This window comes from Sorangium sp. So ce302 (assembly GCF_051530145.1).
GTDB classification, from domain to species: domain Bacteria; phylum Myxococcota_A; class Polyangia; order Polyangiales; family Polyangiaceae; genus Sorangium; species Sorangium cellulosum_B.
On the sequence record NZ_CP150326.1, the window covers coordinates 13,241,884 to 13,265,493 of the forward strand.

Genomic DNA, 23,610 nt, shown 5'->3' on the forward strand with positions numbered 1-23,610 from the left:
GATATCCGAGGTGCGTCACCAACGACAGCGGTAGTCCCCGAGAGGGACAGCGGTAGACCCGCGGCGAGGGTGCTCGTTGGGCGGGGTGGGGGATGGGCCGATGTTTGAGCCCGAGGCATCTCTCCTCCGGCGAAGCTGGAGGAGAGATGTCTCGGGCGAGTTCGGCGGGGCCCCCGCCCCGCCCAACGAGCACCCTCGCCGCGGGCCGGGCAATTCGGAAGATCGCGCACAGCAAGGCCGCTGCACGCTCGACGCCCTCTCGGGCCAGAAGATCAGCGCGCCGCCGCCATCGCCGCCTGCATCGCGATGCCCATCTCGGCCGGCGTGGCGGCCACCTTGGCCCCCGCCGCCTCGAGCGCCGCGATCTTCTCGGCCGCCGTGCCCTCGCCGCCCGCGATGATCGCGCCGGCGTGGCCCATGCGCTTGCCCGGAGGCGCCGCGCGGCCGGCGATGAACGCGGCCACCGGCTTCTTCATGTTCTTCTTGATCCACGCCGCCGCGCGCTGCTCGGCCGTCCCACCGATCTCGCCGATCAGCACCACGCCGTGGGTGTCGGGATCCTGGTTGAAGAGCTCGAGCACGTCGATGAAGTCCATGCCGCCGACCGGATCGCCGCCGATACCCACGCAGCTCGACTGGCCGATGCCGAGGGCGCTCAGCTGGCCGACCGCCTCGTAGGTCAGCGTGCCCGAGCGGGAGAGGACGCCGATGTGGCCCTTCTTGTGGATGTGGCCCGGCATGATGCCGATCTTGCACTCTCCCGGGGTGATCACGCCGGGACAGTTCGGCCCGATGAGCCGCGTCGGCTTCCCCTCGAGGAAGCGACGGACGCGGATCATGTCGAGCACCGGCACGCCGTCGGTGATGCAGATGACGAGCTTGCAGCCCGCATCGACGGCCTCGGTGATCGCGTCGGCCGCGCCGACCGGCGGCACGAAGATGCACGAGACATCGGCGCCCTCGTTGCGCACGGCCTGCTCGACCGTGTCGAAGATCGGCACCTTGTCTTCGAATCGCTGGCCGCCGCGGCCCGGCGTCACGCCGGCGACGACCTTCGTCCCGTACTCGATGCAGGCGCGGGCGTGCTGCGACCCGTAGGCGCCCGTGATGCCCTGGAAGACGACCCGCGTGTCCTTGTTGACGAGGATGCTCATCGCTTGATTACTCTACCTTCAACGTGGACAGGAGCTCGGCCATCGCCGCTGGCTCGCTGCTCAACTGGGTTCGAGGCTCGGTGCTCGCGGGCGCCCTAGGCGCCGGCCTTGCCGCCGCGCGTGGCGGCCACGATCTTCTGCGCGCCGTCGGCCATGGAGCTCGCCGACTGGATGGTCAGGCCGCTCTCGTCGAGCAGCTTGCGGCCGGCCTCGACGTTCGTCCCCTCGAGGCGCACCACGAGAGGCACCTTGAGCCCGAGCTCCTTCGCCGCGGCGATGACCCCGGCCGCGACGACGTCGCAGCGCATGATGCCGCCGAAGATGTTCACGAAGACGCCGCGGACCCGCTCGCTCCGGAGGATGATCTGGAACGCGGTCTTCACCTGCTCCTGCGAGGCGCCGCCGCCGACGTCCAGGAAGTTCGCCGGCTTTCCGCCGTAATGGAGGATGATATCCATCGTCGCCATCGCGAGCCCGGCGCCGTTCACGAGGCAGCCGATGTCGCCGTCGAGCGACACGTAGGACAGCCCGGCCCGCTTCGCCTGCAGCTCGACCGGATCCTCCTCGTCGACGTCGCGCATCCCGTTCCAGTCGGCGTGCCGGAACTCGGCGTTGTCGTCGAAGCTCACCTTCGCGTCGAGCGCGAAGACGTCGCCGGCGCCGGTCACGACGAGCGGGTTGACCTCGAGCAGCGAGCAGTCCTCCGCGGTGAAGCACGCATAGAGCGAGGCCACGAGCTTCAGGAACTGGCGCTGCGTCTCCTTCGCGGTGAGCCCGAGCGCGATCGCGAGCTGCCGCCCCTGGTACGGGGCGAGGCCGAGCACCGGATCGATGAAGAGCTTGTAGATCTTCTCCGGCGTGCTGTGGGCCACCTCCTCGATGTCCATGCCGCCCTCGGTCGAGGCGATCACCGCGACGCGGCGGCGCTCGCGATCGACGAGCATCGCGAAGTAGAGCTCGCGCGCGATGTCGAGGCCCTGCTCGATGTAGAGCCGCCGGACCTTCTGCCCCTCGGGGCCCGTCTGCTTGGTGACGAGCTGCATGCCGAGGATCTTCTCGGCGAGGGCGGTCGCCTCCGCGCTGCCACCCTTCGCGACCTTGACGCCGCCGCCCTTGCCGCGGCCGCCCGCGTGGATCTGCGCCTTCACGACGACGACCGGGTTGCCTGTCTGGGCGATCAGCCGATCGGCGATCGGCGCCACCTCGCTTGCCTGGAAAGCGGGCTCCCCTTTCGGTACCGGCACTCCGTAGCGAGCGAAGAGCTGCTTGCCTTGATACTCGTGGATTTTCATGAGAGGGGCCGCCACCCTATCACAAGGCCGCGCCCGCGCGAGACTCGAAAAACAGGGTCGACGGACGTCGGTGTGCCCGGTGCCTTGGCCTTACCCTGGCCGCGCGCGAGTCACGTGTTACGTTTTGTTACGCTCCGGCACGTTACGTTTCGAGTGTTTCGCGCCGGCTCACCCATCCATGGAAAAGTGCGGCGGCGCAGCGCTCGACGTCGTCTGCCTTGGTGGTGCATGACGTCGGCGCCCGCGGCGCTGCGCCCTGGCGCGTGCGGCGCGGGGGCACAGCGCCGCTTTCGTCGCCTCACTTGGCGGCGTAGGGCGGCGGCTCAGGCCGGCGGAGCGCCACGAGGGTGAACAGGCCGGGCAGGATGTCGTCCTCGACCCTGGAGACCTTGCCTTCGAGGCTGATCTTGAGCTCATCGAACGGCGTGTAGGTGAGCCCGGCGCTCGCGGAGACGCTCGGCTGAGGCGCGAACAGAAAGGCAGAGAGGGCGCCTTCCGGTTCGTAGAGAGCCTGGACTCTAAAGACCGGATGGATTGCCACCTTCGGGAGGACATTGGCGATGATCTCGCCTCCCACCCAGGGATTCAGCGCGATCGCTCCCGCCTCGTCCGCCGCGCCGACCAGCCCGACGCTGCCGTCGATCGACACGGACAGCGCCTCGGCCGGGTAGAGCTCCAGGGCGACGACCGCCGAGTAGAAATCGATCGACGGATACAGCGCGACGCCCGACCAGGTCGACCAGAGCGGCTGCATCGTGGTGAGACCGGCGCCGAACGTCGGCGCATCGACGTCGAGATCGAAGCCGCCGAAGAGGTTGATCTCGTATCCCTCGCCGAGGACGAGCCCGGGCTCGACGCCGAGCATCCGGCCCGGGACGGTGCTGATCATGGTCGAGGTTGTCGGGAAATAGTTGATCCAGCCGTCCCAGTCCTCGATGCCAATCGGGTGCGTGATGATGCCCAGCCGGAGGTGGTGATCCTCGCGGCCAATCTGGAGCATCGCCCACTCGGGCGGGCCGATCTTGATCCCCGGCGTCAGCAAGGACCACGTGGGGTAGACGAACGCCGGCAGCCCGAACGCCGGCAGCCCGAGCGGCGCCGTGGTCGCCTGCACGTCGAGATCGAGCCGGAAGTACAGCGAGCCGCTCGCGAGCCGGAGCCCGACCTCGGCCTGCGCGAGCGCGTCGAAGCGAAGGGCCGCGGGCTGCTCGCGGTGCACGCCCGCGACGACGCTGGTCCCCCCTCCCACCCAGGTGTCGATGTCGGCCGGGAGCGCGGCGAGGTGCGGTAGCAGCTGGGCCTCCTCTCTCTCTGGGTCTCCGGACGGCGGCTGTCCTCGATCAGCGAGCGGCGACGAGCGCCCCCGCGGCGATCACCGCCCCGCGCCGGCCGTCGCGGCCCTCAGGCGCTCGACCAGCGGGCGGATGACGTCGCTCCGCAGCTTGTAGGACGCGCGGTTCGCGATGAGCTGGGTGCTCACCTCGGTGACCGTCTCGAGCACCTCGAGGCGGTTCTCGCGCAGCGTCGAGCCCGTCTCGACGATATCGACGATCAGGTGGGAGAGCCCGACGAGCGGCGCGAGCTCCACCGAGCCGTGGACGGGGATGATCTCCGCCACCACGCCCTTTCTCGCGAAGTGATCCCCGGCGATCCGCGGGTACTTCGTGGCGACGCGCGGCAGATCGGGCACCTCCGTGTCCTCCGGCCCGGCCACGACGAGGCGGCAGCGGCCGATGCCGAGATCGAGCGGCGTGTAGAGATCGTGGCGGCGCTCGAGGAGCGTGTCACGGCCGGAGACCCCGAGATCGGCGGCGCCGTACTCGACGTAGGTCGGGACGTCGTCCGGCTTCAGGAACACGTACCGGAACGCGCCGTCCGCCGTCGGCCGGACCAGGCGGCGATCGTTCTCCTCGAGGGGCGTGCTGTCGAGGCCCGCGCGCCGCACGAGCGGGATGAGGTCCTTCAGGATCCGCCCCTTGGGGACGGCGATGGTGAGGGGCTTCGTCATCCGGCCCGCCCCTCGACGCGCACCGTGTCGGCGCCTAGCTGCGCGAGCTTGCGCTCCATGAACTCGTAGCCGCGATCCAGGTGGTAGACGCGCAGCACCTCGGTCTCGCCCTCGGTCGCCACGAGCCCGGCGATGACGAGCGACGCGCTCGCGCGCAGATCGGTGGCCATCACGGTCGCGCCCGACAGCGGCGCGCCGCCGTGCACGTGCGCCGTGTGGCCGTCCACGTCGATGTGCGCCCCCATCCGCGAGAGCTCGGGGACGTGCATGAAGCGGTTCTCGAAGATGGTCTCGACGATGCGCGACGTGCCCTGCGCGAGGCACATCAGGACCATGAACTGCGCCTGCATGTCGGTCGGGAAGCCCGGGTGCGGCGCCGTCGTGACGTCGACGGCGCGCAGCGGCCGCCCCTCGCGGCGGACGCGCACGCAGTCGCCCTCGCGGCCCACCTCGACGCCCGCCTGGCGGAGCTTGGCCGCGACCGCCTCGAGGTCCTCGAGCGGCGCGTTCTCGATCAGCACGTCGCCGCCGGCCGCGGCCGCCGCGACCATGTACGTGCCGGCCTCGATCCGGTCGGAGATGATCGCGTGGTCGAACGGCTCCAGCTCGTCCGCGCCCTCGATGTGGATGACGTCCGTGCCGGCGCCGCTCACGCGCGCGCCCATCTTGTTGAGCACCCGGCCGAGCTCCTCGACCTCGGGCTCGCGCGCGCAGTTGACCAGCGTGGTCCGCCCCTTCGCGAGCGCCGCGGCCATCATCAGGTTCTCGGTGCCGGTCACCGTCGGCAGATCGAACACGACCTCCGCGCCGCGCAGCCGCTTGCACTCCGCGACGATGTAGCCGCGCGACAGCCGGATCGTCGCGCCGAGCGCCTCGAGGCCCTTGAGGTGCTGATCCACCGGGCGCGTCCCGATCTGGCAGCCGCCGGGGAGCGACACCTTGGCGCGGCCGAAGCGCGCGAGCAGCGGGCCGAGGACCATGACGCTCGCGCGCATCTGCTTGACGAGCTCGTAAGGCGCCTCGGGCCGCACGTTGTCGCCGGCGCCGACCTTCACGAGCGGCGGCGCGGTCTCGACGTTGCGCCCGAGGAACCGGAGCAGCGCCGAGGTCGTCTCGATGTCGCGCAGCGCTGGCACGTTGCGGAGCAAGCTCTCCCCGTCGGAGAGCAGCGTCGCGCAGAGGATCGGCAGCGCGGCGTTCTTCGCGCCGCTGATGCGGATCTTGCCGGAGAGCGGCTTCCCGCCCCGGATCCGGATGGAGTCCATGCCCCCGCTATCGCACAACCCGCGGCGGAACGCGATGTTTCGGGGGCCGCGCGCCGCGCGCCGTGTTTCGCCCCGCGCTCGGCGCCGGCCGTCGCGATCGCCGCCGGCTCACCGCGCGGGGCCGGCGGGCGACGGGGCCCACTTTCCCGTGCGCTTCCCGTGCGCTCGTCTAGTCTCCACCGGCCATGCGACCGAGCGCCATCGCCCTGTCCTCGCTGCTCGCCGCGTCTGTGGCCCCGCTCGCAGCCGCGCAGCCGTCGGCCGATCTCCGCGGGTTCCGCGCCTCGATCGACCCCGGGGCCGGCGTCTACCTCGAGCCCGCCGCGACCCCGGACACGGGCGAGTGGAGCGCGAGCCTCTGGGCCTCGTACGCCTACCGCCCCATCGTGCTCCGCGATCCCGCCTCGGGCGAGGTCCGCTTCGACGTCATCCGCCACCAGGTCAGCGCGGATTTCGCGGCCGGCGTGGGCATCGCGCGGCGCTTGCTCGTCGGGCTCACGCTGCCCGTGGTCCTCCACCAGACCGGCGACGCGCCCATGTCCGACGCCACGCGGGTGCTCGGCGACACGTGGCTCCCGGCGCAGGCGCTCGGCGATCTCGGCCTCATCGGCAAGCTCACGCTCGTGCAGCCCACCGGCGGCGATCTCGGCGGGCTCGCGCTCGCGCTGCACGAGCGCTTCACGCTGCCCACGGGGGACGAGGCGTCGTTCGTGGGCGAGGGGGGCGTCACGAACGAGCTCAGGCTCCTCGCCGAGTACCGCCTGATCGCGCTCGGCGCGCACCTCGCGGCGGGGGTCAAGCTCCGCGCCGGCGAGGCCCGCTTCGGGTGCCAGGCGACCCCGGTCCCCGCCGCGGGCGACGATCCGTGCCCCACGGTGTTCGGCCACGAGCTCCCCTTCGGCCTCGGCCTCTCGTTCCGGCCGCAGATCCTGGGCATCGACCCGGAAGGGCGCGCCACGTTCTTCCTGGAGGCGCACGGGCACCTCCCGCTCTCGCCGATCGCGCCGTTCGCGAGCCAGGAGGCGGCCGCGCTCGAGCTCGGCCTCGCCGCGCGCTACGCGCTGGGCGATGTCTCGTTCCTCGCCGGCGTCGAGACGGCGCTGGCCGGCGGCGTCGGCACCACGCCGCTGCGCGCCGTCCTCTCGGTGGCCTGGACCCCGCGCGTCCACGACGCCGACGAGGACGGCGTTCCGGACGACGTCGACCAGTGCGGCGAGCTCGCGGAGGACCGCGACGGCTTCCAGGACGACGACGGGTGCCCCGAAGGGGACAACGACGAAGACGGCGTCTTCGACGACGAGGACCGCTGCCCCACGCAGAAGGAAGACGAGGACGGCGTCGCGGATGAAGACGGGTGCCCTGACCCGTGACGCCGGGCCGTGGACGATCCATGACGACGTGGACCGCATGAGCGACGACGGCTACACGAAGCACGGCGGCGGCCGCCACGAGGGGCCCTCCCGCACCTCGCCGTATCCCCTGAGCCGGCTCTCCGCGCCGCACGAGCTCGTCGACGTGGCGCGGGAGATCCAGCAGGCGGACGCGCTGCTCGGCGCGGTCACCGGCGGCAAGCTCGCGCAGATCGCGCGGCAGATCCGGTCGCTCCAGGAGGAGGCGCGGCGGGTCCTCGAGGCGGCGCAGCGCGACGGCGAGCTCCACCGGGCGGCGTGCAACTTCAAGAAGCGGCCCGGCCACGTCTACCACCTGTACCGGCGCGGCGACGGCGTCCCTTACCTCTCGATGCTCTCGCCGGAGGAGTGGGGCGGCTCGCCGCCGCACGCGTTCGAGGGCTCGTACCGCCTCGAGGTCGACATGTCGTGGACGCCGGCGCAAGAGGCCGAGGCGCACGACGCGGAGGCCGGCGCGCTCGCGCGGCTCACCGGCCGCGGCGCCTGACCGCGGCGCTCGCTCACCCGCCGAGCTGGAGGAGCACCTTCCCGAACGACGCGTTGCTGGCGACGTAAAGTTGCGCCGCAGCGGCATCGCCGATCGGGAAGACCCGGTCCACGACCGGCCGCACCGCGCGGCTCGCGAGCCAGGGGGAGATGTTCCGCTCGAGCACCTGCGCCGCCGCGATCTTCTCCTCGAGCGGGCGCGAGCGGAGCACGGTGCCGAAGAGCTCGATGCGCTTCCGCAGGAGCTCGCGCAGGTCGAGCTCCGTGGACGCGCCGGCCGTCAGCCCGACGAGCGCGATCCGGGCCTTCAGCGCGCACGCCTTGAGATCCTCGCCGACGTACGCGCCTCCGACGAGCTCGAGGACCACGTCGACCCCCGCGCCTCCGGTCGCCTTCAGCACCTCGTCCGCGAACGTCGCGCCCGACGTCGCGATCCCGGCGTGCAGCCCGAGCTCGCGGCAGCGATCCAGCTTGTCCTGCGTGCGCGACGTCCCGACGACGAAGCACCCGAGCGCGCGGGCGATCTGGAGGCCGGCCGTGCCCACGCCGCTGCCGACCGCGTGCACCAGCGCGCGCTCGCCGGGCGCGAGCCGGGCGCGCGTCACGAGCGCGTCGTAGGCGGTGACGAACGCCTCGGGGACCGCCGCCGCCTCCTCGTCCGTGAGCCCGTCCGGCACCGGCGCGACCTCGCGCTCGTGCGCGACGACCCGCTCGGCGTAGGCGCCGCCCGCGAGGAGGCCGAAGACGCGATCGCCCGGCGCGAAGCGGCGCGCGCCCTTCCCCGTGGCCTCGACCACGCCGGAGTACTCGAGCCCCGGCACGTCCTGCGGCGCGCCGGGCGGCGCCGGGTAAAAGCCCAGCCGCTGGAGCAGATCGGCGCGGTTCACCCCGGCGAAGCGGACGGCGACGCGCACGTGCCCGTCGGGCACCTCGGGCGCATCGACCTCGCGCACCTCGAGGACCTCCGGCCCGCCCGGCTCGCGGATGACGACGGCGCGCATCTTCAATGTGCTGCTCACGCCCCGTTCATTCTTCCATGGGCGGCGGGAGCACGCTCTTCCGGTAGAAGTATTCCACCTTCTCGGAGTCCGGATCGGCCGGCTCCTTCTCCGGCTCGGCCGGCGCGTTGCCGCCGATCGCCGCCTCGATCTGCACCTGCTCGAGGGCGTCCATCATCGAGGCCGCGCTCGGGAAGCGCTCCTCGCGGTCGAGCGCGAGCGCGCGCATCGTCGCGACGTCGAGCGAGTGGGGCACCTCGGGCCGCAGCATGCGCGGGCGGATCGGCTTCACGCGCTGGATCTCCGCGAGCAGGGCGGCGGCCGTCGGCGCCTTGAACGGCAGCTGCCCGGTGAGCATCACGTAGAGCAGCATGCCCACCGAGTAGAGGTCCGCGCGCGCGTCGAGATCGCGGACGCCCTGCGCCTGCTCCGGGGCCATGAACGCGGGCGTGCCGGCGATGGCGTGGCTCCCCGCGGCGGCCATCGAGACGAGGATCGACGGCGCCACCCCCGTGTTGAACGCCTCGGCGACGCCGAAATCGAGCACCTTCACGGTGAGCGGGCCGCGGTCGCCGCCGACGAGGCAGATGTTGTCCGGCTTGAGATCGCGGTGGAGGATGCCCTCGGTGTGCGTGACGACGAGCGCGCTGAGCACCTGGACGGCCACGTCCAGCACGACGGGAATGGGCATGGGGCGCTCGCGCGCGAGCCGCTCGGTGATGGTCTCCCCCTCGAGACGCTCCATCACGAGGTAGGGCGTACCGTCGTCGAGCACGCCAAGATCGTAGACCTCGACGATGTTCGGATGGCCGAAGCGGCCGGCGACGGCTGCCTCGTTGTGAAAGCGCGCGATGGCCGTCTTGCTCTGAGCGTACTGGCCGCGGAGCGTCTTGATCGCGACCCGGCGCCGCAGGCCGATGTGGATCGCGTCGTAGACCATCCCCATCCCGCCCTTGGCGATGACGCCGAGGATGCGGTAGCGGTCGTGCAGCAGGCGGCCGACGAGCGGCGCCTCCTTCGTCGGCCGCGGCTGATCGGGATCGATATCGGGCGGCAGCGGCCCGTCCACCGGCCACCCCGACTCGCCCCTGCTCGTCGGCGGTACCCGCGTCGAGGAGGGCGGGGCGACGCTCGGCGTGAGCGCCGTGCCGTGCACCGGGCACCTCTCGGTGTCCGACGGGTGCGGCAACCCGCACGCCTGGCATCGGATGAAGTGCTGCGGCGGCATCGGGGACCCGGTCAGAGTACGGGTACATCCGCCCATGCAGCAAGCTCGTTCAGGGAGCGAGCGTCCCGGCTGGGGGGGCACGCCCACAGCGTGTGGTTGGGTAGCCAACCCATGTCATCTTCAGCAGCTGGGTTGGATCGGCTCGCGGCTTACGGTAGGCTGAGCTCAAACGTGCCGCAGCCGGTCCGAAAACCAACCCGACGAGCGCGAGAGGTACCGCAGCGGGGCGGGTACCAGAATTTGCATCCGAACGTAAGGCGAAACGTAAGACGAAACGTAATCCGGAACGTAAGACGAAACGTAAGGCGGTACGTCGACCTGAACGTTGACCAGCACGTAAGCCAGTACGTAAACCAGTACGTGAATCGAACGTAAGTCGAGCGTTGGGCAGCGCGTGACGGGCTCGGGGTACGCTTTCCCCGACTGCCAGCAGTGGGGGCCAGCGGGATGGGAAGGGGAAAGAGACAGAGGCCATGAGCACGGCGGAGAAGCTTTCGGACGGTGCCTCGGCCAGCGGTGAGTCCGATCCGCTGCTGGGAAAGGTCTTGAATCAGAAGTTCAAGATCCACTCCCTCCTCGCGACGGGCGGCATGGGCGTCATCTATCGCGGCGAGCAGATCGCCCTCGAGCGCCAGGTCGCGATCAAGGTCCTGACGCCCACGAACTCATCGAATCAGATCGACCCCAACTTTCATAAGCGCTTCTTCCTCGAGGCGAGCATCCTCGCCAGGCTCCAGCACCCGAACATCGTCACGGTCTTCGACTACGGCCGAGTCGAGAACATGGAGCCCGAGCGGTACTTCATGGCCATGGAGTTCCTCGAGGGCGAGACGCTCTTCCGGCGGCTGCGCAAGGCCGGCCGCCTCTCGGCGCCCGACTCGATGGGCATCGCCCGGCAGATCGCCCGCGGGCTGCGCGAGGCGCACAAGCACGGCGTGGTGCACCGCGATCTGAAGCCGTCGAACGTCATGCTCGTCCCCGGCGAGGACACCGGAGAGCTCGTCAAGATCCTCGATTTCGGCCTCGTGAAGGTGCTCGCGGACGACTCGGAGGAGCTCACGCAGCAGGGCTCGTTCCTCGGCTCCCCGCGCTTCATGTCGCCGGAGCAGATCTCGCACGGCAAGGTCGATCTGCGGACGGACGTGTACTCGCTGGGCGTGATCCTCTACCAGATGCTCTGCGGGAAGGTCCCGTTCGAGGCGCAGAACTCGGTCCAGATCCTGATCGCCCACCTGCAGCAGCCCGTCCCGCGGATGAAGGAGCGCAACCCCGAGGCCGACGTGCCCGAGCCGCTCGAGGCGTTCGTGCTGCGCTGCCTGTCGAAGGATCCGGACGGCCGACCGGCCAACATGGAGGCCCTCATCCGCGGGCTCGGCGAGTGCGCGCAGGCGATGGGCCTGTCCCCGGCGTTCGGCTCGACGGGCCTCGTGACCATGGACTCCACCGGCACCGGCAGGATGCCGACGCCGATGCCGCCCGTGCGCGTGATGACGGCGATCCCCGCCAGCTCGTCGTCGCCCACGTCGACGTCCGGCGCCACGACCTCGCAGGTGGACGACGCCTCGCTCGGCGCCGCCTCGCGCCCGGCCGACGCCGCGCCGCAGGGCCGAAAGGGCATCGTGCTCGTCGCGGTGGGCGTCCTCGCCGTCGCGGGCATCGGGGTCGCGATGTCGCAGATGCGCTCCGGCGAGCCGCCGCCGGCGCCGGCCGCCGCGCAACCGGAGAAGCCGCAGGTCGCGCCGCCGCCCGCCGACGTCGGGTCGTTCGTGCTGATGGTCGAGTCCATGCCGTCCGGCGCCGAGGTGCTGGAAGACGGCAAGCCGCTCGGGAACACGCCGCTCCAGCTGTCGCTCACGAACAGCTCCGTGCGCGCCAACCCGCGCCGGTTGACCGTGCGCCACGAGGGGTACGAGCCGTACTCGATCGTCCAGGGCCCCTCCGATCAGTCCGTGCGCCTGGTCGCCACGCTCACGAAGCAGGCAGCGGCGCCGACGAGCACGCCTGCAGCGCCGACGCCGCCCCCGGCCGCCCCGGCGCCTCGCCCGTACTCTGGCCGGCCGGCCCCCAGGCCCGCGCCCGCCCCCGACGCGCCGCCCCCGCCTCCTTCTCCTCGGCCGCTGGATATCCAGATCGAACGATGACCCTCCAGCGCCCCACACACCACATCGTCGTCTCCCCGTCTGTCTTCACCGCGCGGCCGCTCTGGGCGGATGTCCTCGCCGACGTGGAGGCACCTTGTTCCAGGCTTTCCGTCGGCGGGCACCCCCCGCGCGGCGCGCACGGTGACGGTGAAGGAGACGATGTGCCGCATTCTCCGGAACATGCGCAAATGTACGCGCACGAACGCGCGCACGAACACGCGCACGCTCAGCCCGTGCATCGCGGCGAACGTCAAATCCAGCGGCGAACCCAGGCCGCGCTGACCGCCCGAACGATCGATCGAAGATCCCGGTATTCATCCGTTCCCGCCGGCAGTAGACTCCAGGCTCTGCGTCCCGCAGACGCGCTTCCCAGGCCGATTCCAAGCGGGATCCGTTGCTGAGGAGCAAGGAAATGAACCCGCTCGTCCCCGACTTCATCATCCAGCAAGACGCTCTCGGCAACACCGAGGGCAGCTTCACGGGGGCGGTGCTGATGATCGACATCCCCGGCTTCACCGAGCTCACGGAGAAGCTGATGCAGCACGGCCGCGCGGGCGCGGAGACGCTCGCCGGCACGCTCCGGTACTACTTCGACCCGCTCATCGCCGCGGTCCACCACGCCGGGGGCTTCATCACGAACTTCGCGGGCGACGCGTTCACGGCGCTGTTCCAGGACACGCCGGACCGCAAGGTCGCGGAGTACGTGCTCGGCGCGGCGCTCGCGATGCGCGACCTGTTCGCGGAGCACCCCGAGCGCGACACGCCCTTCGGCAGCTTCCCGTTCTCGTTCCGGATGGGGCTCGCGTGGGGCTCGGTCGAGTGGGGTATCGTCCGCATCTCCCCGGAGCGCGCGTACTACCACTTCCACGGGCAGGCGCTCGCCGCGTGCGTCGCGATCGAGCGGCAAGCGCTGAAGGGCGACATCCTCCTCGACCGCGCGCTCTGCGATCGCATCCCGCCCGCGAGCGCGAAGTACCACGGCGAGGGCGTCTACAAGCTCGGCGACGTGCCGGCGCCCAGGATGCCGCAGGTCCCGAGGAACCCGCCGCGCGGCGAGGGCACCGCGTTCGTGGCGAGGGGCGTCGCGGACATGCCCCCGGAGGGCGAGTTCCGCAACGTCACGAGCGTCTTCCTCTCGTTCGAGCAGATCCCGAGCTTCGCGGAGCTCACGCGCCTCCTCCACGAGCTCTCCGAGCTCTACGGCGGCACGTTCACGGGCATCGACGCGGGCGATCTCGGCATCGCCGCGCTGATCCACTTCGGCGCCCCGATCACCCACGAGAACGACAACGATCGCGCGCTCGACTTCGCGCTGGAGCTGAAGAAGCGCGGCCTCCGGCAGATGCGCCTCCGCGCGGGGATCACGCGCGACGTCCGGTACGCCGGCTTCAACGGCGGCACCGAGCGCCACGAGTTCGCGTGCATCGGCCGCGCGACGAACCTCGCCGCGCGCCTCGTCGCGAAGGCCCCCTGGTCGGCGATCTGGGCCGACGAGCAGGTCTTCCGCGCCGGTGAGACGAGCTACCAGTGGACGACGGAGAACATCTTCCGGTTCAAGGGCTTCGATCTGCCCATCCTCGTCTACTCGCTGGAGCGCCGCCGCATCTCGGTCCAGAAGGAGTTCTACGACCTCGGCCTCATCGGCCGCGAGGCGGAGATCGAGCAGCTCGTGCGCTACGTCGGGCCGATCTTCGAGGGCAAGCCGGCCGGGATCACGTACATCGACGGCGAGCCGGGGCTCGGGAAGAGCTACCTCGTGCAGCGCTTCCGCCACCGTTGCGAGGAGCACCAGAGCGACCGGCCCTTCCTGTGGATCGACGCGCGCTGCGACCAGACGCTCCAGAGCTCGCTGAACGCGTTCGAGTTCGCGCTGAAGGAGTACTTCTGGGAGTCCTCCGCGCTCGGCAAGGAAGAGAAGCTCACGAACTTCGACGACGCGTTCGAGTACCTCCTCGAGCGCCTGCCCGAGAGCCAGGCCGCGCTGAAGCGCGAGCTCGATCGCGCGCGCTCGGTGTTCGCCGCGCTCATCGGCATCCGGTGGGAGGACTCGCCGTACGAGCGCCTGCACCCGAAGCTCCGGTACACGAGCACGCTCTCGGCGCTGAGCTTCGTCTTCCTCGCCGAGGCGTCGCTCCAGCCGGTGATCCTGCACCTCGAGGACGCGCACTGGGCCGACGAGGACTCGCTCGAGGCGGTGCGCGTGATCGCGCGCGCGTGCCGGGGGCTGCCCATCGCGATCATCTGTACGACGCGGCGCAAGGACGACGGCACCCCCGTCCGCATCCCGCTCGACCCGGGCATCTCCGAGAACGTGATCGAGCTGAAGCCGCTGCCGCGCGAGCAGCTCCTCGCGCTCGCGGTCCCGTTCTTCGGCGGCCCGATGCCGGACATGCTCGCGACGCTCCTCTGCGAGACGGCCGGCGGCAACCCGTTCTTCGCGCAGGAGATCCTCGCCTACTGGCTCGAGGACGGGCGCTACGGCTCGAGCTCGAGCTCCATCTCGATCTCGAACACGTTCATGCCGCCGAAGAACGTGAACAGCCTGCTCATCTCGCGCCTCGACCGGCTCGACGCGAAGGTGAAGCAGACGATCGTCGCCGCGGCCGTCCTCGGGCGCGAGTTCGACCTGCGGGTGCTCGCGCTGATGCTCCCCGACGCCTCCGTGCTCGAGGAGCACGTGCGCATCGGCGAGGCGCAGTGCATCTGGTCGCAGATGACGGAGCGGCGCTTCCAGTTCAGCAACGCGCTCCTCCGCAACGCGGCCTACGAGATGCAGTCCCGCGCGCGGCTCCAGGAGCTCCACCGGCTCGCGGCCGAGGCGATCGAGAGCCTCTACGGCGATGACCTCGAGGACCAGCTCGTCGCGCTCGGCCGCCACTGGCGCCGCGCGGGCAAGGTGGACCACGCGCGCCGCTACTTCCTCGCGGGCGCCCGCAAGGCGGCGGCGCGCTACGCCCACGAGGAGGCGACACGCCTCTACCGCGTCTACTTCAAGCTCTCGCCGGAGCCGACGCCCGAGAGCGTCGTCGTGCGCTACGAGTTCGCGCGCGACGTCCTCGAGGCGAGGGGGCGGTACCAGGAGGCGCGGCAGGAGCACATCCGCGTGCTCACCGACGCCCAGAAGCTCGGCGACCGCGGGTCCGAGGCGCTCGGCTTCCTCGGCCTCGGCCGCACGCACTGGGCGATGCAGCAGCCGGACGACGCGCGCACCTACTGGGAGGAGGGGCTGCGCGCCGCGCGCGAGGCGGGCAACCTGCCGGCCGAGGGGCTCACGCTCGCGAGCCTCGGGATGGCCTACGCCGTCCAGGGCCGGTACGACGCCGCTCGCACGCTCTACTCGCGCGCGATCACGGTCGAGCGGCAGATCGGGAACCGGCGCGAGGAGGCGAGGCTCCTCGGGGAGTTCGCGAAGCTGCACCGGCTGAGCGGCCACCTCGGCGAGGCGGAAGCCCTGCAGGAGCAGGCCGCTGCCATCGAGCGTGAGCTGGGGGCCTCTTGAGCCGGTGGGGGACGCTGCCGTGCGCTCCGCCCACGCGAAGGCGACCCCGTCGTCCGACGTCGTCGCACGTTCCCTAGATCGCGGTGCAGAGGCCCCGCCGGCCCGCGCGGCGCCGGCGCGCCCCGGCCCTCGCCGCCCTGCGAATTCCGCTGACAATCGATCACGAGGTCTCCCAAGAGCATGACACGACAGGCAACAAAGGAGTCACCTGCGCTGTTGAACGAGGAGCTCCTTGAGAAGGCGAAGCCTTCCAAGCTCATGCCCGCCGTGATCGCCGGAATGGTCTCGGGGACGCTGGTCGTCTCGTTCGATATCTCTCTTGGCGCGCTGATCTTCAACCACGGGCTCGCCGAATACCTCTCGAGAGGGATCGGCATCATCCTGATCAGCTCCGTCATCGTCGGCGTGATCGTGTCTCTCCTCAGCTCCTACAAGCCGGTGATCGCCGCGCCGCAGGAGGACGCTGCCGTCATTCTCGCCTCGATGGCGGCGGCGATCACGACGGGCATCGCGCAGAAGGACCCGACGGCGAGCCCGTTCCCGACGGTCGTGGCCGCCATCGCGATCACCTCCGTGGTCGCAGGCGGCTTCTTCCTGCTGCTCGGCCTCTTACGGCTCGGCATCCTGGTCCGCTTCATCCCGTACCCCGTCGCCGGCGGCTTCATCGCAGGCGCCGGCTGGCTCCTCCTCCAGGGCTCGATCTCGGTGATGTCCGGCCAGCCATCGACGCTCGACATTTTCCCGAGCGTGGTGATGGATCCGGAGCTCCTGAAGCGGGTCCTCCCGGGCCTCGTGTTCGGCGTCCTGCTCCTCCTGGTGCTGCGGCGGTTCTCGTCGCTCCTGCTCCTCCCCGTGCTGCTCGGGGGCTCGATCGTCGTGTTCTACGTCTCGCTGGGCCTCGCCGGCGTCAGCGTGCAGCAGGTGCTCGACAGCGGCTGGCTCCTCGGTCCGTTCCCGACCGCGTCGCTCTGGCCTCCGATCGGCGCTTCGGATTTCGGGAAGGTGGACTGGTCGGTCCTGTTCGGCAGCGCCGGCAACATGGCCGCCGTCACGATCATGGCCGCCATCACCGTGCTGCTCAGCGCGTCGGGCGTGGAGCTCGCGACGGAGCAGGAGATCGATCTCGACCGCGAGCTGCGGGCCACGGGCGTCGCGAACATCGTCACGGGCCTCTTTGGCGGCATGGTCGGCTACCTGTCGCTGGCCGAGTCGTCGATGAGCTACAAGGCCGGCTCGAACAGCCGCGTCTCGGGGCTGGTCGCGGCGGCGATCAGCTGCGTCGTGCTCTTCGTCGGCGCCGACGCCATCCTGTACTTCCCGCGCCCCGTCCTCGGGGGCCTGATCGCCTATCTCGGATTCCACTTCCTCATCAACACGCTCTACGAGGGCTGGTTCCGGCTGCGGCGCATCGAGTACTTCGTCATCGTGGTGATCCTCCTTGTCGTCGCCGTCCGGGGCTTCCTTGTCGGCATCGGGGTGGGGCTCGGCGTCTCGTTCATCCTCTTCGCGCTCAGCTACAGCCGCATCGAGGTGGTGCGCAACGCCATCTCCGGGGTCTACCTGCGCAGCAACGTCGCTCGCAGCGACGGCGAGGAGATGACCCTGACGGAGCGCGCCAAGCAGCTCAACGTGCTCCAGCTCCAGGGCTATATCTTCTTCGGGACGGCGTACAACCTCCTCTCGACCGCCCAGCAGCGCATCCAGAGCGAGGAAGGTGAGGTGCGCTATCTGCTGCTCGACTTCCGCCACGTGAACGGCATCGACTCGTCCGCCATCGCGAGCTTCCTCCGGCTCCGCAGGCTCGCCAAGGCGCACGGCGTCAAGCTCATCTTCACGGAGGTGCGTGTGGACATCCGCAATCACCTCGAGCGGGGCGAGGTCTTCGTCGGCGATGACGACGAGGTCTGCCGGATCTACCCGGATCTGGATCGAGGCCTCGAGGCGTGTGAGAAGGAGATCATCGCAGATGCGCCGCCCAGCATGCTGCCGCCTCCGATGCTGTTCTACGATCTCCAGGATGTATTCGGCGGTCGCCCGGGAATGCTACGTTTCAAGGACTACCTCGAGCGCGTGGAGCTTCCGGATGGGTTCGATCTGTTCCGGGCCGGAGATGTCTCGAAGGACCTCTACCTCATCGAGAGCGGAGAGCTCACGGCCTGGCTCGAGATCGACGGGAAGAAGGTGAAGCGGCTCCGCACGATGGGGCCGGGGTCGGTCGTCGGCGAGTCCGGGCTCTACATGGGCGAGAAGCGGTCGGCGACGGTCACCGCGAGCCGGCAGTCCACGCTCTACCGGCTCACGGAGGAGGCGCTGCAGCGAATGACGGAGGAGGCGCCCGAGCTGGCCGCGGCCTTCCATCACTTCGTGGTCACGCTGCTGGCCCGGAGGATCGTGCACTCGACGGGGCCCGTGAAATCGCTGTTCAACTAGACTCGGTCGGTTCGGCCTGGAGCGTTGCGTTCCCGTGGAGACTCGCTTGCAGCATGGTGCGACGGCAGTACGCCTCCCGCCGGTGCGCGCCGCGCGCCGGGGAGCCGGCGTGTCCGCTCTTCAATGCTGCACGCGTGAGCACCTGGCTCCCGCAGATCCTGTCGCGCACGACGACCCAGCGCAGCCCGCGAGCATTGCCGTCCTGTGTTCCGGTAGCGTCGAAACACGCATTGCCGTGCCGCGCGCCGTTTCACCTGGGGGAGAACAATCTCGTGTAGACGCTATCGTGGATGCGCGTGGATGCGCGGCGAACACACATTTGAATGCAATTTCGACGATCTCTTTCGGATTCAGAGCCACGGAATGTACGATTCGCCTAAGCTTGCGAACAGTCGTGGTTTCGCTCCGAATGAGAAGGCCAGTCGTGTTGCTTACCGCGCAACACATTTTCCTTGACAAGGGGACGCGCGCTTGCAATCCACGGTCCATAGGGTTGCGGCCGGGGCTGCCCGGCATCCCGCGCGTCCTACCGGCCGATGGGGGCCTCGGTCCGCAGACGCGCTCCGCTGGTTGGCGTTTCCGGAGACCCCAGAGGCCAGCATCGCGCCAGCGAACACCCGCAGGCCTGTCCGCCTTGAGCAGCTGGAGAAAGGACAACTTATGAAAACTCAACGTCGCCCCCTGATGGTACTAGCCATTCTGTTGGGTGTCCTATCGGTCGCCGCCTGCGGCAAAGATAAGGCTCCTGCTGAAGGACGTGCAGAGTCGGGCACCAAGGAAGCTGCGGCTCAGCCCTCCGAGCTCAGCGTCCTCATCTTCCCGAACTACCTCGACGACAAGAGCATCAAGGACTTCGAGACGCAGAACAACGCCCGTCTGCGGCTCACGATCTACGACTCCACCGAGGAGATGGAGAGCAAGCTCGCCTATGCGGGCGCCGACGCGCAGTACGATGTCGTCGTGATGGCGGCGCACGCCAGCGGGCGGCTCGCGCGGCGCGGGCTCATCCGCCCCCTGGATCACGCCCAGCTCCCCAACCTGAAGAACCTCGAGTCGCGGTTCTCGGGCCCGAACTTCGACGAGGGCAACAAGTATTCTATCCCTTACCAGTGGGGCACTGTCGCGATCATCTACAACAAGAAGAAGATCCCCAACATGGATCCGACGTGGGGCGTGCTCTTCGACGCCCAGAAGACGCCGGGCACGTTCGTGCTGATCGACGAGATGCGCGACATGGTCGGCGCGGCGCTGAAGTACAAGGGATTTTCCAGCAACACGTCGAAGCCTGAAGAGATCCGGGAGGCCGGGCGCATCCTCAAGGAGGCCAAGAGCAACCCGAAGTGCCTCGGCTTCAAGGGCGGCATCGGCGCGACGCAGGACGTGAAGGGCGGCTCCGTCGACATGGCGGTCGTCTGGAACGGGGACGCGCAGAAGGTGGTCTGGGAGGACAAGGATCGCCTCGCCCTCGTCATTCCGAAGGAAGGTTCCGTGATCTGGGTCGACGTGATGACCGTGCCCTCCAAGTCGCCCCACCCCGAGCTGGCTCACAAGTTCATCAATCACATGCTGACCCCCGACGGCGGCGCGCAGCTCTCGATGATGACGAAGTACGCGACCCCGAACAGCGCCGCGCAGGCCAAGCTGCCGGTGGAAGACCGCACGAACCAGCTCATCTATCCGACGGGCGACCAGGCGAGCCGCCTGGAGCACCATCGCGATCTCGGCGAGGCGGCCAAGCTCTACGACGAGGTCTGGGCGGCCGTGAAATCGAACTGACCGCGAGGCGATGGCGCCAACGAGGTGCTCAGCCTCCGATCACGCCGATGCCCATCCTGCGCGACGCGCCGGTGTCGAGCGCACGCCCGAGCTGGAATCAGGGCCGCTGCGTGGAGCCCCTGGCAAGACTGAATGCTTCGTTGCCACCGACGTGTCCCGCTGGCGCGGCGCTCGTCTCGCCGGCGCGTCCCCGACGCGTGCGCGACGAGCCCTTCTGGAGCGCACGGCGTAGCTCGCTGCCACCGGAGCGCACCGCGCCCGGTGCGCCTGGCGCTTCGAGGTGGAGTGCGTCGATCTGAACGTAAGGACCTCTATGGAAGATCATCGCTCCAAGACCACGGCTCGCGCGAGAGGCATGGTCGTAGACAACGCGTTCACGGCCGATAGCCTCCATGGCGTTCGGCGCGAGCCGACCTACAGCGGCGCGCTCTCCTTCCTGCGCCGCAAGTACACGCGCGACCTGACAGGCGTCGATGTGGCGGTCACCGGCATCCCGCTCGACACGGCGACCAGCAACCGCCCAGGGACGCGCTTCGGCCCGCGCGCGGTGCGGGAGGCCTCGGCGCACCTCGCGTGGAACCGCCCTTACGGCTACGAGTTCGATCCGCTCGACCGGCTCGCCGTGGTGGACTATGGCGACTGCGTCTGGGATTACGGGCGTCCGGAGGAGAGCCCTGTCGCCATCGAGGAGCACATCGGCCGGCTCCTCGACGCCGGGGTGACGCCCCTCTCGATCGGGGGGGATCACTTCGTGAGCTACCCGATCCTGCGCGCCGTGTCCAAGCGCCGCGGGAAGCTCTCGCTGATCCATTTCGACGCTCACTCCGACACGTGGAGCGACGAGGGCGGATCGGGTCGGGTCGATCACGGCACCATGTTCTTCCACGCGGCGCGGGAGGGCCTCGTGGAGCCCAGCCGCTCGGCGCAGATCGGGCTCCGCACTTACAACGCCGATACGCTCGGCTTCCAGGTGCTCGACGCGCCCTGGGTTCATCGCCATGGCGCGAGGGCGGTGATCGAGCACGTTCGTAATATCGTCGGGGACCACGAGGTTTACCTGACGTTCGACATCGATTTCCTCGACCCGAGCTTCGCGCCCGGCACCGGCACGCCGGTCTGCGGGGGGATGTCCACCGCGGTCGCGCTGGAGATCCTGCGGGGGCTCCAGGGCATCGCGCTCGTCGGCATGGACGTCGTGGAGGTCGCGCCCGCCTACGACGTGGGTGAAATCACGGCGCTGGCTGGCGCGACGATCGCGCAGGAGGGGCTCGGGCTCATCGCGTGCCGGCCTGGCGCGCCCAGAGCAAGGGAGCCGGCCGAGGGAGAGCGGCGTTAGAGCGGCGGTCACCCGCTTCGGATACGGGCCCATCTCGTCGTTTTCGGTGCTCAGCGCACAGGAGTGCGCTTCCGCGCCGAAAACGACGATCTGGACCCGTCTCCTGTGCGGGAGACCGCCGCTCTGCGTCGCGTCTACGAGCGTGTCCGGCGGCGCGGAGACTGCCCTCGGTACGGCGCGAAGACCGCTTCTGGCGAGTCTTCGGTGAACTGGCGGAGCACCCGGTTCAGCCCGCGCGTGCCGTGGGCGCGGACCGTCTGGACGCGGTCGAGATCGAGCACCTCCCCGAGGTACTCCTCGCCGGAGCCCCCCAGGAAGAGGACGCGGCCCTCGGGATCGACCGCGATGGAGCGCCCGCCGCCGATCTCCACCGCGGCATTGACGTTCACCACATAACACTGGTTCTCGATCGCGCGGGCGCGGGCGAGCACGAGCTCCTCCTCGCGATCCGGCGTCGTGGTGAGCGTCGGGTGCAGGATCACCTCGGCGCCGCGCAGCGCCAGGCCGCGCGCGACCTCGGGATACCAGCCATCGTAGCAGATCATGAGCCCCAGCCGGCCGACGCGCGGGATGTCGAACACGGGCGCGGGCTCATCGCCCGGCGCACAGGTCTCGAAGGGCATCCAGGGATAGAGCTTGCGGTACCGGGTGACGAGCTTGCCGCTCGGCGAGAAGACGAGCGCGGTATTGTGCAGCTTGTCCCCCGCGCGCTCGTAGATCGACCCGGCGCAGAGCCACCTCCCAGCCCTGCGCGCGATCGCGCCGAGCCGCCTGGTGAGCGGCCCCGGGATCGGCTGGGCGAGCTCGTGCGACGGGGAGGTGTGGCGGAACGGGTGATCCCCCGTGAGCCACAGCTCGGGAAAGAGGTAGAGCTGCGCCTCGGGAAACGAGACCCCCAGCGTCTGCACCTCGCGCTCGAGCTTCTCGAGCGTCGCAGCAGGGTCGCCGGGCACGGGCCGGGACTGGACTCCGATGACGTGGAGGAGGCGAGCCATACAAGCGACGTTATACACCCCCTCTGCGGCGTGCGTTCGAGGGGCGTCGTGAACGTCGCGCCGGGGGGCGCCTGGCGAGCTCGCTCAGGTGGTCGGCTCGATCGACCCGCGAGCCGCCGCGATCACCTCGGCCGTGGCGAAGTGCGCCGACTCGAGGGCACCCTGCGCCCAGCCCGTGTAGAGACACGTGTGATCGCCGGCGAAGACGATGCGCCCCTCGCCGCGCTGGAGATCCGCGATCAGATCGGTCTGATCGGGCCGGTACGCGGGCCAGCCGCCTCGCGTGTACGGCTGGTGGTGCCACGAGAACGACAGCCCCTTCTGGAAGTACTGCCGAGCGTTCGGGAAGAACGACTCCATCGTCTTGAGCCCGAACTCGATGCGATCGGCCGCGGTGGGCAGCTCGTCGAGCGCCGCGGCGTTGCGGTCCTGCACGTACGCCGTGAGGATGCCCGAGGAGCCGGACTGGAGCGAGGTCAGGTCCCACAGGCGCTCGATGGGCGTGGTCGTGCAGGCCGCGAGCAGCCCGATGATGCCCTCATCCGCCCAGAACCGGTGCGAGAACTGGAAGTTGAGGCGCGTGACGGTGAACATCGGGATCTCCGACGCGGCGCGGTGCTTGGGGCCGGAGAGCGGCGGGTCGAACGCGACCTCGAGCAGGATGCGGTGGGGGAGCGCGCACACCACGAAGTCGCCCTCGATCGTCTCGGGGTCCCCGTTCCTGAGGAACTCGACGGTCACGCCGTCCTCGCGGGAGATCACCCGCTGCACATGGGCCCCCTTGAGGATGCGATCGCCGAGATCGTCGGCGAACGCGGTGGTCAGCCGGTCGTTCCCGCCGGCGATCGCGTAGGTGTGGAACCACTTGGCGTCGAGCCGCTGGTTCGCCGACCAGGCGAGGCCGCTGAACATCTCGATCTCCGTCCCCTCGTACGCGCGGCAGATCTCCCTCGCGGCGTGCGAGGCCCCGGTCCGATCCAGGCTGCGGTAGAACGTCTCGCCCGAGAAGTCCTTGCGGACGGTGGCCGGTGGCCACTGCGTGTCCCGCGGGTCGCCGATCACCGAGAACGCCTTCGCCGCGAGCTGCAGGTTGAGGGACTCCGCGTCGATGTCCCGCTCTTCCGGAGAGAGCGGAAAGTCGGCAGGGTAGTGCGCTTTGCCCCGCGAGGTGCTCAGGAAGCGATGGCCCATGACGTAGTACAGCTGCGTCGCGTCGAGCGGATACTCGAGGATCTCCAGCCCGAAGTGGCGCGCATAGGCGAGCGTGAGGACGTGGGTGTCGGCGATCCGGGTGACGCCGAGCTCGGCGTACTGGTCGCCGAAGTGGTTCCGGAGCGTGTAGAAGCGGCCGCCCACACGGTCATTCCGCTCGAGGATGATCGGGTCGAACCCGGCCTTCCGCAGCGACCATGCGGTGCACAGCCCTGAAATCCCGCCGCCGAGCACGATGACACGGCGTCCGCCGCCGACGCTCGGCCAGTCAGGTAAAGTGTCCCACATCTGTGGCAACATCTCCCCTGCGGCCGCGAGGCGACGCCGGTCGTAGACGGAAGCGAACGACTGCTCGGGGACATCGATCGGGCGGTCGGGCAA

The 23,610-nt window shown here is 69.8% G+C and carries 16 protein-coding genes; 7 read left to right on the forward strand and 9 right to left on the reverse strand.

Translation table 11 applies throughout. The annotated features are described in order from the left end of the window. Nucleotides 1-272: 272 nt before the first annotated feature. From sucD to murA, 5 genes are all read right to left on the reverse strand, one after another. Nucleotides 273-1,154, reverse strand: a complete 882-nt coding sequence (sucD, locus tag WME73_RS50165; RefSeq protein ID WP_437743365.1) for a succinate--CoA ligase subunit alpha — start codon at nt 1,152-1,154, stop codon at nt 273-275. A 95-nt stretch (nt 1,155-1,249) separates the two neighbouring features. Continuing rightward, on the reverse strand, nt 1,250-2,446 hold the full coding sequence (gene sucC / locus WME73_RS50170) for an ADP-forming succinate--CoA ligase subunit beta (RefSeq protein WP_437743366.1): 1,197 nt from the start codon (nt 2,444-2,446) through the stop codon (nt 1,250-1,252). Between the two features lie 298 nt (nt 2,447-2,744). Then, nucleotides 2,745-3,665, reverse strand: coding sequence for a hypothetical protein (locus WME73_RS50175; RefSeq protein ID WP_437743367.1), 921 nt, complete (start codon nt 3,663-3,665; stop codon nt 2,745-2,747). A 153-nt stretch (nt 3,666-3,818) separates the two neighbouring features. After that, nucleotides 3,819-4,454: an ATP phosphoribosyltransferase gene (gene hisG / locus WME73_RS50180; RefSeq protein ID WP_437743368.1), complete on the reverse strand. Its 636-nt coding sequence runs from the start codon at nt 4,452-4,454 to the stop codon at nt 3,819-3,821. Next, entirely contained in the window at nt 4,451-5,719 is a 1,269-nt protein-coding gene (gene murA, locus WME73_RS50185; RefSeq protein ID WP_437743369.1) for a UDP-N-acetylglucosamine 1-carboxyvinyltransferase, read from the reverse strand. The genes hisG and murA overlap by 4 nt, the downstream gene beginning before the upstream one ends. 185 nt (nt 5,720-5,904) lie before the next feature. Here murA and WME73_RS50190 point away from each other — a divergent pair, with 185 nt between their 5' ends. Both WME73_RS50190 and WME73_RS50195 read left to right on the forward strand, forming a co-directional pair. Further along, entirely contained in the window at nt 5,905-7,089 is a 1,185-nt protein-coding gene (locus WME73_RS50190; protein WP_437743370.1) for a hypothetical protein, read from the forward strand. Then, entirely contained in the window at nt 7,064-7,615 is a 552-nt protein-coding gene (locus WME73_RS50195; RefSeq protein WP_437743371.1) for a DUF2452 domain-containing protein, read from the forward strand. Before WME73_RS50190 ends, WME73_RS50195 begins: the two co-directional genes overlap by 26 nt. 13 nt (nt 7,616-7,628) lie before the next feature. Here WME73_RS50195 and WME73_RS50200 read toward each other — a convergent pair whose 3' ends face one another. Both WME73_RS50200 and WME73_RS50205 read right to left on the reverse strand, forming a co-directional pair. Further along, nucleotides 7,629-8,615 carry an NAD(P)H-quinone oxidoreductase gene (locus WME73_RS50200; RefSeq protein WP_437917522.1) on the reverse strand — a complete coding sequence of 329 codons (987 nt, stop codon included), beginning with the start codon at nt 8,613-8,615 and terminating at the stop codon, nt 7,629-7,631. Nucleotides 8,616-8,640: 25 nt separating this feature from the next. Beyond that, nucleotides 8,641-9,768: a serine/threonine-protein kinase gene (locus WME73_RS50205; RefSeq protein ID WP_437296884.1), complete on the reverse strand. Its 1,128-nt coding sequence runs from the start codon at nt 9,766-9,768 to the stop codon at nt 8,641-8,643. Between the two features lie 545 nt (nt 9,769-10,313). Here WME73_RS50205 and WME73_RS50210 point away from each other — a divergent pair. The 5 genes from WME73_RS50210 (at nt 10,314) to speB (ending at nt 21,022) form a co-directional block, all read left to right on the forward strand. Next, on the forward strand, nt 10,314-11,981 hold the full coding sequence (locus tag WME73_RS50210) for a serine/threonine protein kinase (RefSeq protein ID WP_437743372.1): 1,668 nt from the start codon (nt 10,314-10,316) through the stop codon (nt 11,979-11,981). A gap of 412 nt (nt 11,982-12,393) precedes the next feature. Then, nucleotides 12,394-15,480 carry an AAA family ATPase gene (locus tag WME73_RS50215; protein WP_437743373.1) on the forward strand — a complete coding sequence of 1,029 codons (3,087 nt, stop codon included), beginning with the start codon at nt 12,394-12,396 and terminating at the stop codon, nt 15,478-15,480. Nucleotides 15,481-15,696: 216 nt separating this feature from the next. After that, the gene (locus tag WME73_RS50220; protein ID WP_437743374.1) at nt 15,697-17,910 is read left to right on the forward strand and encodes a SulP family inorganic anion transporter; all 2,214 of its coding nucleotides are present in this window, start codon (nt 15,697-15,699) and stop codon (nt 17,908-17,910) included. Nucleotides 17,911-18,612: 702 nt separating this feature from the next. After that, nucleotides 18,613-19,686: a polyamine ABC transporter substrate-binding protein gene (locus WME73_RS50225; protein ID WP_437914228.1), complete on the forward strand. Its 1,074-nt coding sequence runs from the start codon at nt 18,613-18,615 to the stop codon at nt 19,684-19,686. Nucleotides 19,687-19,999: 313 nt separating this feature from the next. After that, nucleotides 20,000-21,022, forward strand: a complete 1,023-nt coding sequence (gene speB, locus WME73_RS50230) for an agmatinase (protein ID WP_437914229.1) — start codon at nt 20,000-20,002, stop codon at nt 21,020-21,022. 134 nt (nt 21,023-21,156) lie between these two features. Here speB and WME73_RS50235 read toward each other — a convergent pair whose 3' ends face one another. Together WME73_RS50235 and WME73_RS50240 are read right to left on the reverse strand one after the other, a co-directional pair. After that, complete coding sequence (locus tag WME73_RS50235) at nt 21,157-22,017, reverse strand: carbon-nitrogen hydrolase family protein (RefSeq protein WP_437743377.1); 861 nt, start codon at nt 22,015-22,017, stop codon at nt 21,157-21,159. An 84-nt stretch (nt 22,018-22,101) separates the two neighbouring features. After that, a complete protein-coding gene (locus WME73_RS50240) occupies nt 22,102-23,517 on the reverse strand; it encodes a flavin monoamine oxidase family protein (protein WP_437914230.1) in 1,416 nt (471 codons plus the stop codon). Nucleotides 23,518-23,610: the final 93 nt, after the last annotated feature.

What these genes read in the sequence shown, in the direction of transcription:
- sucC (WP_437743366.1), bottom strand. Translation starts at nt 2,446, where the DNA reads ATGAAAATCCACGAGTATCAAGGCAAGCAGCTCTTCGCTCGCTACGGA.
- WME73_RS50195 (WP_437743371.1), top strand. Translation starts at nt 7,064, where the DNA reads ATGAAGACGGGTGCCCTGACCCGTGACGCCGGGCCGTGGACGATCCAT.
- speB (WP_437914229.1), top strand. Translation starts at nt 20,000, where the DNA reads ATGGAAGATCATCGCTCCAAGACCACGGCTCGCGCGAGAGGCATGGTC.
- murA (WP_437743369.1), bottom strand. Translation starts at nt 5,719, where the DNA reads ATGGACTCCATCCGGATCCGGGGCGGGAAGCCGCTCTCCGGCAAGATC.
- WME73_RS50200 (WP_437917522.1), bottom strand. Translation starts at nt 8,615, where the DNA reads ATGCGCGCCGTCGTCATCCGCGAGCCGGGCGGGCCGGAGGTCCTCGAG.
- WME73_RS50215 (WP_437743373.1), top strand. Translation starts at nt 12,394, where the DNA reads ATGAACCCGCTCGTCCCCGACTTCATCATCCAGCAAGACGCTCTCGGC.
- WME73_RS50190 (WP_437743370.1), top strand. Translation starts at nt 5,905, where the DNA reads ATGCGACCGAGCGCCATCGCCCTGTCCTCGCTGCTCGCCGCGTCTGTG.
- WME73_RS50210 (WP_437743372.1), top strand. Translation starts at nt 10,314, where the DNA reads ATGAGCACGGCGGAGAAGCTTTCGGACGGTGCCTCGGCCAGCGGTGAG.
- WME73_RS50235 (WP_437743377.1), bottom strand. Translation starts at nt 22,017, where the DNA reads ATGGCTCGCCTCCTCCACGTCATCGGAGTCCAGTCCCGGCCCGTGCCC.
- WME73_RS50240 (WP_437914230.1), bottom strand. Translation starts at nt 23,517, where the DNA reads ATGTGGGACACTTTACCTGACTGGCCGAGCGTCGGCGGCGGACGCCGT.
- sucD (WP_437743365.1), bottom strand. Translation starts at nt 1,154, where the DNA reads ATGAGCATCCTCGTCAACAAGGACACGCGGGTCGTCTTCCAGGGCATC.
- hisG (WP_437743368.1), bottom strand. Translation starts at nt 4,454, where the DNA reads ATGACGAAGCCCCTCACCATCGCCGTCCCCAAGGGGCGGATCCTGAAG.